Raw genomic sequence first — 13,032 nt, 5'->3', positions numbered from 1 at the left:
GCTGCGGCGTTCGTCCGGGCCGGGGCGGCGCGCGGGCCCCGGCGGCCGGTCACCGGGCCCGGTTCAGGGTCTGGAGGGCCGCGCGCAGCAGCTGTCCGACCTGGGGCACGGCGCCCGCGGCCACCGTGGCCTCGGCCTGCGGTGCCACGGCCGACACGGCCTCGCCCGCCTCGCGCGCGGCGTAGCCCAGGCCGACGAGTGCCGCGTGCAGCTGCTCGCGCCACCCGGCGGCGCCGGAGGCGGCCGCGCCCGGTCCCGCGGCGGCGCCGGACCCGATCGGCTCGCCGAGGCGGTCCTTGAGCTCCAGGAGCAGCTTCTGCGCGCCCTTCTTGCCGATGCCGGGCACGGCGGTGAGCGCCTTCTCATCACCGGTGGAGACGGCGCGGCGCAGGGCGTCCGGGGAGTGCACGGCGAGCATGGCCTGGGCCAGCCGCGGGCCGACGCCGCTGGCGGTCTGGAGCAGCTCGAAGACCTGCCGCTCGTCGTCGTCGGCGAAGCCGTAGAGCGTGAGGGAGTCCTCGCGCACCACGAGGGAGGTCGCGAGCTTCGCCTCCTGGCCGATCCGCAGGCCGGAGAGGGTGTTCGGGGTGCACAGGACGGCCATGCCGATGCCGCCGACCTGGACGACGGCGGTGTCGGGGGCCAGGGCCGCGACCGGCCCGGAGACGAAGGCGATCATGCGGTGCCCTTCAGGTTGCGTACGGCCGCGTCCCGCGGGCGCGTGGTGCGGCGGTGGGCGGCGACGGCCTCCTGGAGGCGGTTGGTCGCGGGGGCCCGCCAGATATGACAGATGGCGAGAGCGAGGGCGTCGGCGGCGTCGGCCGGCTTGGGCGGCGCGTCGAGCCGGAGCAGGCGGGTGACCATCGCGCCGACCTGCGCCTTGTCGGCCCGGCCCGAGCCGGTGACGGCGGCCTTGACCTCGCTGGGGGTGTGCAGGGCGACGGGCAGGCCGCGGCGGGCCGCGCAGAGCATGGCCACGGCGCTGGCCTGCGCGGTGCCCATCACCGTGCTCACGTTGTGCTGGCTGAAGACCCGCTCCACGGCCACGAATTCGGGGCGGTGCTCGTCCAGCCACTGCTCCATGCCGCGCTCGATGAGCACGAGGCGGTCGGCGACCGGGGCGTCGGCAGGCGTCCGCACGACGCCCACGCCGAGCATGCGCAGCGGCCGCCCGGCGACGCCGTCGACCACGCCGATGCCGCACCGGGTCAGCCCCGGGTCGACCCCCAGCACCCGCATCGCGTGCCCTCCCCTTCGCCGTACGGCCGTGTGTTCCCGCTGCCGTCGCAGGCTATCGGCTGCCACTGACAACGGCGGATCACGCCGACGGGCCGACGGGTGGTGTCCCGTCGGCCCGTCGGTGAGCCCGTCGCGCGTGCCTGTGCGTCAGGCGTCGACCTTGGCCATGACCTCGTCGGAGACGTCGAAGTTGGCGAAGACGTTCTGCACGTCGTCGCTGTCCTCCAGCGCGTCGATCAGCTTGAAGATCTTGCGCGCGCCATCCTCGTCGAGCTCCACCTGCATGGTGGGCACGAAGTTGGCCTCGGCGGAGTCGTAGTCGATGCCCTGCTCCTGGAGCGCGCTGCGGACGGCGACCATGTCCGTGGCCTCGCTGAGGATCTCGAAGGACTCACCGAGGTCGTTGACCTCCTCGGCACCCGCGTCCAGGACCGCGCCGAGGACGTCGTCCTCGGTGAGCTCGCCCTTGGGGACGATGACGACGCCCTTGCGGTTGAAGAGGTAGGACACCGAGCCCGGGTCGGCCATCGAGCCGCCGTTGCGCGTCATGGCGACGCGGACGTCGGAGGCGGCGCGGTTGCGGTTGTCGGTGAGGCACTCGATGAGCACGGCGACACCGTTCGGGCCGTAGCCCTCGTACATGATCGTCTCGTAGTCGGCGCCGCCCGCCTCGAGACCGGCGCCGCGCTTGACGGCGCTGTCGATGTTCTTGTTCGGGACCGAGCTCTTCTTCGCCTTCTGGATGGCGTCGAACAGCGTCGGGTTGCCGGCCGCGTCGGCGCCGCCGGTGCGGGCGGCGACCTCGATGTTCTTGATCATCTTCGCGAAGAGCTTGCCGCGCTTGGCGTCGATCACGGCCTTCTTGTGCTTAGTCGTAGCCCATTTAGAGTGGCCGGACATCCGCCTGTCTCCTTCGCGTAACCAAATTCTGAACGAACGACTGTGATCCTACCGGGATCGGCCCACCGGTCTCCCAACGCCCACCCTCAGGCGGCGTCGGCGCGCACGCCCCCGTTGCCCGGGACGAGCTCCGCGCGGGCGTGGTTCCGGGCGATCTCCACGAACAGCGCGTGCACGCGGTGGTCGCCGGTGAGCTCCGGGTGGAAGGACGTCGCGAGCACGTTGCCCTGCCGCACGGCGACCGTGTGGCCGCCGTAGGTGGCGAGCACCTCGGCGCCCGCGCCGACGGACTCGACCCAGGGCGCGCGGATGAAGACGCCCTCGACGGGGCCGCCCTCCACGCCGGACACCTCGACGGACGCCTCGAAGGACTCGTTCTGGCGGCCGAAGGCGTTGCGGCGCACGATCATGTCGATGCCGCCCAGGGTCTCCTGGTCCTCGCGGCCGTCCAGGAGCTTGTCCGCGACCATGATCATTCCGGCGCAGGTGCCGTAGACGGGCAGCCCGGCCCGTACGCGCTCGCGCAGCGGCTCCAGCATGCCGAAGGCGACGGCCAGCTTGGACATGGTGGTGGACTCGCCACCGGGGATCACCAGTCCGTCGAGGCCGTCGAGTTCCTCGGGGCGGCGGACCGGGCGCGCGACGGCGTCGGCCGCGGCGAGGGCGATCAGGTGCTCGCGGACGTCACCCTGGAGGGCGAGCACGCCGATGACGGGGCTGTCGGCGGTGGACACGGTGGGTACCTCTCAACGCGGGACGGCCGGTGGGCGGCCCGCAGCTGCGGGCCGCCCACCGGTTCGGGACAACGGGATTACCAGCCGCGGTTGGCGTAGCGCTCCGACTCGGGGAGGGTGTCGCAGTTGATGCCGACCATGGCCTCGCCCAGGTTGCGGGAGACGTCCGCGATGACGCTCGGGTCGTCGTAGAACGTGGTGGCCTTCACGATGGCCGCGGCGCGCTTGGCCGGGTCACCGGACTTGAAGATGCCGGAGCCGACGAACACGCCCTCCGCGCCGAGCTGGCGCATCAGCGCGGCGTCGGCGGGGGTGGCGACACCACCGGCGGAGAACAGCACGACCGGCAGCTTGCCGAGCTCGGCGACCTCCTTGACGAGCTCGTACGGGGCGCGCAGCTCCTTGGCGGCGGCGTACAGCTCGTTGTTGTCGTAACCGCGCAGGCGGGCGATCTCGCCCTTGATCTGACGCAGGTGACGCACGGCCTCGACGACGTTGCCGGTGCCGGCCTCGCCCTTCGAACGGATCATGGCCGCGCCCTCGGCGATCCGGCGCAGCGCCTCGCCCAGGTTGGTGGCACCGCAGACGAAGGGGGTGGTGAAGGCCCACTTGTCGCTGTGGTTGACCTCGTCGGCCGGGGTGAGGACCTCGGACTCGTCGATGTAGTCGACACCGAGGGACTGGAGCACCTGGGCCTCGACGAAGTGCCCGATGCGGGACTTGGCCATCACCGGGATGGAGACGGCGTCGATGATGCCGTCGATCATGTCCGGGTCGGACATCCGGGCCACGCCGCCGTCCTTGCGGATGTCCGCGGGGACCCGCTCCAGGGCCATGACCGCGACAGCGCCCGCGTCCTCGGCGATCTTGGCTTCCTCGGGCGTGACGACGTCCATGATCACACCGCCCTTGAGCTGCTCGGCCATGCCGCGCTTGACGCGCGCGGTGCCGGTCTCGGGGGTGGTGGGGCTGGGGGACGTGCTGGACACGTTGTGACCTCGCTATCAAGGGCGGTGATGCTGCTCCCTCATACAAACGGCCACCTGGGTCCAGGAAAAAGGGCCAATCCGAGGACGGTGGCTTGTCGGGCGCGGGTGACCGGCGGCTTCACGGAGGTCAGGGCGGGGCGCGGGCGGGGTGTGCGGGTTGGGCGGGCGCATGGGCCGAGTGGGATGTACGGGCCGGGCGGGACGGGACGTACGGGCCGGGCGGCTCGCGGGGTGGGCGGGGCGGGGGCCGGGCGGAGCGGAGCACGCGGGCTGGGCAGGACGTACGGGCCTGGTGCGCGGACCGGGCGGAGCGCGCAGCCCGGCGGCGGGCTGGGCCGGGGCGGCCAGTGGGTGGCTCGACCGTTGCCTGGGCGGCCCCCAGGGCGGGCGCGGGTCGGGGCGAGTGCGGGCGTCAGGCCCGGGGCGGCCCCAGACCGGGCACGGGCGTCCGGCCGGGTCAGCCGCAGGCGGGTGCGCGGATCCTGTCAGCCGCGAACAGGCGCGGGACAGGACCTCCCCGGGTCGGTCGCGCGCGGCCGCCGGACCGACCGGTCAGCCGCGGGCGCGCGAAGGCACCCCCGTCGATCGTGGGCGGGTGAAGGCACCCCCGGTCAGTCGTGGGCTCCGTGGCCCAGGGCGACCGGCGGCTCGTCGTCCATCTCGAAGGCGAGGGGGAACGGCGCGTGACCCGCCAGCCGGAACCACCGCACCACCCGGTGGGTACGGACCGCCCGGGCCGCGCGGACCGCGTCGTTGTGGAAGCGCCGTGCCATGGGCACCTTGCGGACGGCCGCCGTCAGCTCGCCGAGCGACTCCTCACCGCCCGGCGCCGCCCGTACCGCCTCGACCTGCGGCACCTCGGCGAAGACCGCGCGCAGCGCCTGGCTCAACTCGCTCTCGGCGACCTCGCGGTGCTCCTCCTCTGCCTGCCGGGCCGCGTGCGCGGCCTGGTAGAGCACGATCGAGGCGGCCGGGTCGAGGACCCCGGCCGTGGCCAGCTCCTGGGCGACCGAGGTGCGCCGCAGCAATTGGGCGTCCAGCGCGGCGCGCGTGGCGTCGATACGGCTGTGCAGGCGGTCCAGCCGGCCGGCGGTCCAGCTCAGATAGACGCCGATGACGACGAGCGCGACGACGATCCAGATCACAGTGGTCACGCCGGCCCACGTTACCGCTCGCGGGCGAGCCGGCTCCGCGCCCGGCCTCCACCCACGGGTGGACCCGGCCACGCCCGGACATCCACCCGGATGTCGACCCTGGCGCCGATCCGCCTCCACCCGGGCAGCGCCTAACTTCGGGATCAGGACGCCGCACCCACGGAGGCACCCATGGAACCGCACTCCAAGCGAGCTCTGCTCGTCCCCCTGGCCGTCGACATCGGGCTCCCGCTCGCGCTGTATTACGTGATGCGGGCGCAGGGAGCGGCCCAGTGGCAGGCCCTCCTGATCAGCGGTGTGTTCCCGGCCGCACACGCGCTCGGCACGGCCGTCGTCCGCCGGCGCCTGGAGTTCTTCGACCTGTTCGTCGTCGGGCTGCTCGCCCTCTCCGCCGCTACCTCACTGATCAGCGGTAATCCGCGGGTGCTGCTCCTGAAGGACGCCGCGCTGCCGGCGCTGCTGGGCATATGGATCCTGGCCACGCTCTTCACCGCACGGCCCTTCGCCTTCCGGCTCGGTGAACGGCTGCGCACCGGAGCCGCGGTGGAGGACGCCGAGCGCGCCTGGCACGTGATGCCGGAGTACCGCGCGGCGCTGCGCGGGCTGACGGCCTTCTGGGGCTGTGTGCAGTTGCTGGACGCGGCCCTGAGCACGGTGCTGGCGCTGACCCTGCCGGTCGACGTGGTGCCCTTGATCGGGCGAATAGAGTCCTTCACCCTGCTGGGCCTGGTGGTCGTGGCCACGGTGCGGCGCAGCAAGCGCTTCCGGGCCGTGCACGGGCGGTCCCTGTTCGGCACGGCCGGATCCGGCTCCCGGGAGCGCCTGGCAGAGGCTCCGGAAGAGGTTCCGAGCAAGGTCTGAGCACGGGCGGGCCCCGGTGCTCCGGGGCTCGCCGCCGGCTGGTCCGGTCAGTCCCTCGCCAGCCCGAAGCGGGCGAAGAGGCCGGTGCGTTCGTCGGCGGCGACCGAGGCCGCACCGGCGGTCACCGTCTCGTAGACCGCCAGGATGTCCGCGCCGACCCGCGACCAGTCGAAGCGGCGCACGTGCTTGCTGCCCCGCTCGCTGAGCCCGGCCCGCCGCGCGGGGTCGCCCAGCAGCCGTACGGCGGCGGCGGCCAGCGCGTCCGCGTCCTCGTTGGCGAACAGCTCGCCCGCCGACCCCTGGTCGAGCACCTGCGCGAAGGCGTCCAGGTCGCTGGCGAGGACGACCGCGCCCGCGGACATCGCCTCGACGAGGATGATGCCGAAGGACTCGCCGCCGGTGTTCGGCGCCACGTAGACGTCGACGCTGCGCAGCAGCCGTGCCTTGTCCTCGTCGCTGACCATGCCGAGGAATTCGACGCGGTCCCGCATCTCCCGGGGCAGGCTCGCGACGGCTTCCTCCTCGTCGCCCCGCCCGGCCACCAGGAGCCGGGTGCCGGGGCACTCCGCGAGGATCTTCGGCAGGGCGCGCATCAGGACGGGCAGGCCCTTGCGGGGCTCGTCGATGCGGCCCACGAAGCCGATGGTCGGGGCCTCGGCAGTGCCCTGCCACTCCTCCTTGGGCGTGGCGCGGGCGAAGAAGTCCACGTCGACGCCGTTGGGGATGACGACGGCGTCGCCGCCCAGGTGCTCGACGAGCGTCCGGCGGGCGTATTCGCTCACCGCGATCCGCGCGCTGATCTTCTCCAGCGCCGGCTGGAGGATCGGATAGGCCGCGATCATGGCGCGTGAGCGCGGGTTGGAGGTGTGGAAGGTCGCCACGATCGGGCCCTGCGCGGCCCAGCAGGTCAGCAGTCCCAGGGAGGGGGAGGTGGGTTCATGGATATGGATGACGTCGAAGTCGCCGTCGTGCAGCCAGCGGCGCACCCGCGCGGCCGACAGGAAGCCGAAGTTCAGCCGGGCCACCGAGCCGTTGTAGGGCACCGGCACGGCGCGGCCCGCCGAGACGACGAAGGGCGGCAGCGGCGTCTCGTCGTCCGCCGGGGCCAGCACGGAGACCTCGTGGCCCAGCCGGATGAGGTGCTCGGCCAGGTCCCTGATGTGGAACTGGACGCCGCCGGGGACATCCCACGAATAAGGACAGACGATCCCGATCCTCAAGGCTTCTCCGTTCCGGAGCTCTTGTCGGTGGGCTCATCATCGCGCCGTTCGAGGTCGGCGAGCCACAGTCGCTGGAGCATATGCCAGTCCTGGGGGTGCTCGGCGATGCCTGAGGCGAAGGCGTCCGCGAGCTGCTGGGTCATGACGGCGGCCTTCTCCGCGCGGGTGCCCGTCTCGGGCACCTCCACCGGAGCGTGGATCTTCCCGCGCATCACGGGCGAGCTGTCGTACCAGAGGGTCACCGGGAGCAGCAGCGCACCGGTCTGCACCGCCAGCATCGCGGGTCCCGCAGGCATCTTCGCGGCCTCGCCGAAGAACTTGACCTCTATCCCGGAGGAGGACAGGTCGCGGTCGGCCACCAGGCAGACCAGCCCCCCGGAACGCAGCCGCCGCGCGAGCGTCCCGAAGGCGCTGCCGCCCGCGTGCGGGAGCACCTCCATACCGAGCCCCTCGCGGTAGGCCACGAACCGGTCGTAGAGCGACTCCGGCTTGAGCCGCTCGGCGACGGTGGTGAAGGGGACCCCGAGCCGGGTGGTGACCCAGGCGCCCGCGAGGTCGTAGTTGCCCATGTGGGGCAGGGCGAGCACCACACCGCGGCCGCTCGCCAGTCCCTCCTCCAGCCGGTGCAGGTCCTCCGGGGAGAAGCCCTCGCGGATCCGCTCCGCGCTCCAGGCAGGCAGCCGGAAGGACTCCATCCAGTAGCGCATGTACGAGCGCATGCCCGCGCGCGAGAGCTGGGCCAGGCGCCCCGGGCCGGCGTCGGGCAGCACCCGGGCGAGGTTGGCCTCCAGGCGCAGCACGCCCTTGCCGCGCCGCTTCCAGACCGTGTCCGCCATCCGCCGCCCCAGCGCGACGGCCACGGGCTCCGGGAGTTTCCTGACCGTGGCCCAGCCGAGCCCGTAGAGGGCGTCGGTCAGCTGCTCCCTCACGCGGCCCCGTCCTCCCGGCCCTCCGTGGCGGCCGCGACGGCGTCCGCCTCGGCGGCCTCCCGGCGCACGGTCACCACGCGCTGGACCAGCGTGACCAGGCTGCCGACGGCCACGATCCACAGCGCGACGGGCAGCAGGTACTGGATGCCGGGCACGCCGAACTTGTGCAGGCCGGCGAAGCCGCAGGCCACCAGCGAGATGACGAGCCGCTCGGCCCGCTCGACCAGACCGTCGACGTTCACCGGCAGGCCGATGCTCTCGCCGCGCGCCTTGGTGTAGGAGACCACCTGGCCGCTGGCCAGGCAGAAGATCGTGACCGCGCACAGGGTGAGGCTGTCGCCCCGCCCGGCGTACCACAGGGCCAGGCCGCCGAAGATCGCCGCGTCGGCCACCCGGTCGAGCGTGGAGTCCAGGAAGGCACCCCAGCGGCTGGACCGGCCGAGCTGGCGGGCCATGTTGCCGTCGACCAGGTCGGAGAAGACGAACAGCGTGATGACGACCGTGCCCCAGAAGAACTCACCCTGGGGGTAGAAGACCAGCGCGCCCGCCATCACACCGCCGGTCCCGATGAGGGTGACCGCGTCGGGGCTGACGCCCAGGCGGATGAGCAGGGCGGCGAACGGCGTGAGAACACGCGTGAAGAACGCACGCGCGTACTTGTTCAGCATGGCCTTCCCGGAGGGTCGTGGCGGGCCGCGTGGTCAGGAGGCCACCGGCTGGCCCATCGTAGCCAGGCGGCCGGGGGCCGCCACGCACGCATCACTCCACCCGGCCCCCGACCCCCTCGCCACGGCCGCGCCACAACACCGTCACGGCGCGTTCCCTGCCCGTTTCCAGGCCGTTTCCGGCCACTCCCGCCCGCCGCTGAAGAACCGCTTCCGGTATACGGCTGCGTGTGCGATGTATGGACGCAGCGTTACCGCAGTGGAAAGCTCGAAGTACCGCAGGTGTCGACCGGGAGGCGGGACACACATGGGCGAGAAGACGGGCACGTACCCAGGGGCCGCGGGCAGGGCGGTAGCGGCCGACCGGCCGAGCCAGGTGCGCAACGTGGTGCTGGTCGGCCACAGCGGCTCCGGAAAGACCACACTCGTGGAAGCACTGGCCCTGGCCACCGGAGCCGTCAACCGGGCGGGCCGGGTCGAGGACGGCGGCGCCCTCTCCGACTACGACGAGATCGAGCACCGCCAGCAGCGCTCCGTACAGCTGTCCCTGGTCCCCGTCGAATGGGCCGGGATCAAGATCAACCTCCTGGACGCACCCGGCTACGCCGACTTCGTCGGCGAGCTGAGGGCCGGTCTGCGCGCCGCGGACGCGGCCCTCTTCGTCGTCTCCGCCGCCGAGGGCACCGAGGGCATCACCGGCGCCACCCGCATGGTCTGGGAGGAGTGCGCCGCCGTCGGCATGCCCCGCGCGATCGTGATCACCCACCTGGAGGCCGCGCGCGCCGACTTCGAGGCGATGACCGAGACCTGCCGCACCGCCTTCGGCGACGACTCCCCGGACCGGGTGCTGCCGCTCTACCTCCCCCTGCACGGCCCCGAGGGGCCCGACGGCCACCGCGCCGTCGCCGGCCTCGTCGGCCTCCTCTCCCAGAGCGTCCTCGACTACTCCTCGGGAGAACGCGCCGAGGCCGCCCCCGGCCCCGACCAGCTCCCGCTCATCACGGAGGCCCGCAACCGGCTCATCGAGGGGATCATCGCCGAGAGCGAGGACGAGACCCTCATGGACCGCTATCTCAGCGGCGAGGAGATCGACGTCAAGACCCTGATCGAGGACCTCGAACGCGCCGTGGCACGCGGCACCTTCCACCCCGTCCTCGCCGCCGCCCCCGCCACCGAAGGCGCCCGCCAGGGCCTGGGCACCGTCGAACTGCTGGAACTGATCACCGGCGGCTTCCCCACCCCCCTGGAGCGCGCGGCCCCCGCCGTCACCACCCCCGAGGGCCGCCCGCACACCCCCCTGACCTGCGACCCCGCAGGCCCCCTCGCCGCCGAGGTCATCAAGACCTCCTCCGACCCCTACGTCGGCCGGATCTCCCTCGTCCGCGTCTTCTCCGGCACCCTGCGCCCCGACGAGACCGTGCACGTCTCCGGCCACGGCCTGGCGGACCGCGGCCACGAGGACCACGACGTCGACGAACGCGTCGGCGCCCTCTCCTCCCCCTTCGGCAAGCACCAGCGCCAGCTGAACCAGGCCATCGCCGGGGACATCGCCTGCGTCGCCAAGCTCGGCCACGCCGAGACCGGCGACACCCTCTCCGCCAGGAACACCCCGCTCCTGATGGAGCCCTGGCAGATGCCCGACCCCCTGCTGCCCGTGGCGATCCAGGCCCACAGCAAGGCCGACGAGGACAAGCTCTCCCAGGGCCTCGCCCGCCTCGTCGCCGAGGACCCCACCATGCGCCTCGAACAGAACCAGCACACCCACCAGGTCGTCCTCTGGTGCCTGGGCGAGGCCCACCGCGACGTCGCCCTGGAACGCCTGCGCACCCGCTACGGCGTACGCGTCGACACCGTCCCGCACAAGGTGTCCCTCCGCGAGACCTTCGGCTCCAAGGCCACCGGCCGCGGCCGCCACGTCAAACAGTCCGGCGGCCACGGGCAGTACGCCATCTGCGAGATCGAGGTCGAACCGCTCCCCGGCGGCTCCGGCATCGAATTCGTCGACAAGGTCGTCGGCGGCGCCGTCCCCCGCCAGTTCATCCCCTCCGTCGAGAAGGGCGTACGGGCCCAGGCCGCCCGCGGCGTCGCCGCCGGATACCCCCTCGTCGACGTCCGCGTCACCCTCCTCGACGGCAAGGCCCACTCCGTCGACTCCTCCGACGCCGCCTTCCAGACCGCCGGCGCCCTCGCCCTGCGCGAAGCCGCCGCCGACACCCGCATCCACCTCCTCGAACCCGTCGCCGAGATGGAGATCCTCGTCTCCGACGACTACGTCGGCCCCGTCATGAGCGACCTCTCCGGCCGCCGCGGCCGCGTCGTCGGCACCGAGCAGTCCGGCAGCGGCCGCACCCTCGTACGGGCCGAGGTCCCCGAGATCGAGATCGGGCGCTACGCCGTGGACCTGCGCTCCCTCTCGCACGGCACCGGCCGCTTCACCCGCACCTACGCCCGCCACGAACCGATGCCCCCTCAGCTCGCCGAGCGCATCGGCGAACTCACCGAGAACGGAGCATAGTTCGCAAGCCGCCCGCCCCAACTCCACAGGGGCGGGCGGCTTTGCGATCTCCGACGACAGCCGGCACCCCGCCCGGATACGCTGGATACGCGGACCAACACGTATGACACGGGCGGCCGTCGGAAGCGGCAGCGTAATCGGGCATGCGCGACATTGGGGGCGGCAGTGGCAGCAGGGGACCCGTTCGACTTCAGCCCGGGCGCACAGATCCCGCTCTCGGGCTCCTCCGGGCAGACCGCCGCGACCCAGGCGCTCGCCTCGGCCGCCTACCGCGACGGCCCCGTCGACGAACTCCTCAAGGCCAACTCCGACTGGGCCACCTCCGAGGTCAAACCACCCCGCATCTCCCTCTTCGAACCCAACCTCGGCGAAGCGTTCTCCCGCGCCGTCCAGCTCCGCGTCCTCGGCGGCGGCCGCAAGCCCCTCATCCAGTCCTTCGGCCTCGACCCCCAGCCCGTCGTCGAACACTGCCTGGCCGCCAGCCGCATCCGCAAACAGCGCGACATCCGCCTCACCGTCATCATGCTCGTCGCCGGAGTGCTCTTCCTCCCCGGCGTCCTCCTCTGGCTGGGCTCCTTCCAACTGCGCCGCTCCCTCGCGGGCGCGCAGAACAAGAAGGCCGGCGCCCTCGGCATGGCCCTCCTCGCCGCCCTCGCCGTCGGCGCCGTCATCTTCATGATCAAGCTGCCCTTCCACGGCTTCCTGGGCATCTATCTCCGCGCCATGCTCATCGCCCCCCTCATCGGCGGCTTCCTCGCCCACCGCGTCTGCGAGAACACCGCCAAGGACCTCCGCGACCGCTGGACCGGACTCCTCTCCGGCGGCGGCATCGGCGCCAAGATCCCCGAAGCCGTCCCCAAGAACCCCGGCGAGACCGCCGCCGAGCGCCTGCGCCAGTCCCTGGAACGGCTCGCCGCCGAACAGCACAGCAACATCGTCTTCTACGCCGGCCCCAAGGGCATACTCGGCATGGGGACCCGCTGGGGCAGCTGGCAGCTCGCCGAGGAACTCGTCCCCGCCGACCCCGAGAAGGAGATCAACCCCTTCCGCAGCTGGGACGTCATCCGCGCCATCCACGACCAGCTCCGCCTCCTGGAGCGCAGCCCCCTGCACACCGGCGGCTTCCCCACCCCCGCCGTCGAGCACTGGGTGGTCTCCCCCGTCGGCGAGGGCGCGGGCGCCGTCTCCCGCCCCGAAGGCACCGACGGCTTCCAGATACGGGGCGCGGAGCTCCAGAAGATCTGCAACGAGCAGCAGTTCGGCGCCGGCAGCAGGCACTACCTCGGCGTGCAGTTCGTCCTCTGGGACGGCCAGCTCGTCATCACCCTCCTGATCACCGTCACCGTCCTGCACAAGACCCTGCGCATCGAGGTCACCGGCCACGCCCTCGGCCCCGTCCACGGCCTCTTCATGGGCAAGCCCTCACCCCGCACCAAGACCGTCACCAAGACCGTCAAGTTCTGGGAGACCCGCACCCGGAACCTGTCCATCGTGCCCGCCAAGGAGGTCGTCCGGCTCGCCGCCCGCGCCCCCCTCACCTGGTACCCGCCCCTGCTGGAGTTCTGGGGCGGCAAGCTCGTCCTGCCCGAACCCTTCGGCCTGCGCCACGCCTGGGCCGACAAGCCCTGGCGCCACCGCTTCATGGCCGACGACGCCCTGCGCGCCACCACCCCGGTCCTCCGCGTCGTCCACCAGGCCGCCCTCCGCGTCCTCGCGGAGAACGGCGTGGACACCGAGCGCTTCGCCGGCCGCGCCATGAACCTCAGCGGCGCCGTCCAGGACCCCCAGCCGCGCGCCGCCGACGTCTACAACGCCTGAACCGGCGG

Annotated in this window: 12 protein-coding genes; 3 read left to right on the top strand and 9 right to left on the bottom strand. The window is 72.6% G+C overall.

Translation table 11 applies throughout. From position 1 onward, the window contains the following. Positions 1-49 precede the first annotated feature (49 nt). From ruvA to AB0435_RS07755, 6 genes are all read right to left on the bottom strand, one after another. Entirely contained in the window at positions 50-679 is a 630-nt protein-coding gene (gene ruvA / locus AB0435_RS07780) for a Holliday junction branch migration protein RuvA (protein WP_366002989.1), read from the bottom strand. Continuing rightward, positions 676-1,239, bottom strand: a complete 564-nt coding sequence (gene ruvC, locus AB0435_RS07775; RefSeq protein ID WP_366002990.1) for a crossover junction endodeoxyribonuclease RuvC — start codon at positions 1,237-1,239, stop codon at positions 676-678. Before ruvC ends, ruvA begins: the two co-directional genes overlap by 4 nt. Before the next feature lie 147 nt (positions 1,240-1,386). Beyond that, the gene (locus tag AB0435_RS07770; protein ID WP_366002991.1) at positions 1,387-2,139 is read right to left on the bottom strand and encodes a YebC/PmpR family DNA-binding transcriptional regulator; all 753 of its coding nucleotides are present in this window, start codon (positions 2,137-2,139) and stop codon (positions 1,387-1,389) included. Positions 2,140-2,225: 86 nt separating this feature from the next. Next, entirely contained in the window at positions 2,226-2,873 is a 648-nt protein-coding gene (pdxT, locus tag AB0435_RS07765) for a pyridoxal 5'-phosphate synthase glutaminase subunit PdxT (RefSeq protein ID WP_366002992.1), read from the bottom strand. A 77-nt stretch (positions 2,874-2,950) separates the two neighbouring features. Then, positions 2,951-3,862, bottom strand: a complete 912-nt coding sequence (gene pdxS / locus AB0435_RS07760; RefSeq protein WP_366002993.1) for a pyridoxal 5'-phosphate synthase lyase subunit PdxS — start codon at positions 3,860-3,862, stop codon at positions 2,951-2,953. A 611-nt stretch (positions 3,863-4,473) separates the two neighbouring features. Then, the gene (locus AB0435_RS07755; protein ID WP_366002994.1) at positions 4,474-5,016 is read right to left on the bottom strand and encodes a hypothetical protein; all 543 of its coding nucleotides are present in this window, start codon (positions 5,014-5,016) and stop codon (positions 4,474-4,476) included. A 171-nt stretch (positions 5,017-5,187) separates the two neighbouring features. Here AB0435_RS07755 and AB0435_RS07750 point away from each other — a divergent pair, with 171 nt between their 5' ends. Beyond that, positions 5,188-5,877, top strand: a complete 690-nt coding sequence (locus AB0435_RS07750) for a VC0807 family protein (RefSeq protein ID WP_366002995.1) — start codon at positions 5,188-5,190, stop codon at positions 5,875-5,877. A gap of 47 nt (positions 5,878-5,924) precedes the next feature. Here AB0435_RS07750 and AB0435_RS07745 read toward each other — a convergent pair whose 3' ends face one another. The 3 genes from AB0435_RS07745 to pgsA are packed head-to-tail and all read right to left on the bottom strand — an operon-like array spanning position 5,925 to position 8,694. Then, positions 5,925-7,097 carry a glycosyltransferase family 4 protein gene (locus AB0435_RS07745; protein WP_366002996.1) on the bottom strand — a complete coding sequence of 391 codons (1,173 nt, stop codon included), beginning with the start codon at positions 7,095-7,097 and terminating at the stop codon, positions 5,925-5,927. Next, on the bottom strand, positions 7,094-8,026 hold the full coding sequence (locus AB0435_RS07740; protein WP_366002998.1) for a phosphatidylinositol mannoside acyltransferase: 933 nt from the start codon (positions 8,024-8,026) through the stop codon (positions 7,094-7,096). The genes AB0435_RS07745 and AB0435_RS07740 overlap by 4 nt, the downstream gene beginning before the upstream one ends. Beyond that, positions 8,023-8,694: a phosphatidylinositol phosphate synthase gene (gene pgsA / locus AB0435_RS07735; RefSeq protein ID WP_366426447.1), complete on the bottom strand. Its 672-nt coding sequence runs from the start codon at positions 8,692-8,694 to the stop codon at positions 8,023-8,025. Before pgsA ends, AB0435_RS07740 begins: the two co-directional genes overlap by 4 nt. Before the next feature lie 304 nt (positions 8,695-8,998). On the opposite strand from pgsA, the gene AB0435_RS07730 reads away from it, so the two are divergent. Next, the gene (locus AB0435_RS07730) at positions 8,999-11,206 is read left to right on the top strand and encodes an elongation factor G-like protein EF-G2 (RefSeq protein ID WP_366426446.1); all 2,208 of its coding nucleotides are present in this window, start codon (positions 8,999-9,001) and stop codon (positions 11,204-11,206) included. Positions 11,207-11,371: 165 nt separating this feature from the next. Continuing rightward, the gene (locus AB0435_RS07725) at positions 11,372-13,024 is read left to right on the top strand and encodes a hypothetical protein (RefSeq protein ID WP_366426445.1); all 1,653 of its coding nucleotides are present in this window, start codon (positions 11,372-11,374) and stop codon (positions 13,022-13,024) included. The last annotated feature ends 8 nt before the right edge of the window (positions 13,025-13,032 follow it).

This window comes from Streptomyces sp. NPDC051173, assembly GCF_040689515.1.
GTDB lineage: Bacteria > Actinomycetota > Actinomycetes > Streptomycetales > Streptomycetaceae > Streptomyces.
Note: the sequence above shows the minus strand (reverse complement) of the source record. Positions and strands in the feature narration are given on the sequence as shown.

Excerpts from the sequence above, each read along its gene's own strand:
- ruvA (WP_366002989.1), bottom strand. The coding sequence starts at position 679 with ATGATCGCCTTCGTCTCCGGGCCGGTCGCGGCCCTGGCCCCCGACACC.
- ruvC (WP_366002990.1), bottom strand. The coding sequence starts at position 1,239 with ATGCGGGTGCTGGGGGTCGACCCGGGGCTGACCCGGTGCGGCATCGGC.
- AB0435_RS07770 (WP_366002991.1), bottom strand. The coding sequence starts at position 2,139 with ATGTCCGGCCACTCTAAATGGGCTACGACTAAGCACAAGAAGGCCGTG.
- AB0435_RS07750 (WP_366002995.1), top strand. The coding sequence starts at position 5,188 with ATGGAACCGCACTCCAAGCGAGCTCTGCTCGTCCCCCTGGCCGTCGAC.
- pgsA (WP_366426447.1), bottom strand. The coding sequence starts at position 8,694 with ATGCTGAACAAGTACGCGCGTGCGTTCTTCACGCGTGTTCTCACGCCG.
- AB0435_RS07730 (WP_366426446.1), top strand. The coding sequence starts at position 8,999 with ATGGGCGAGAAGACGGGCACGTACCCAGGGGCCGCGGGCAGGGCGGTA.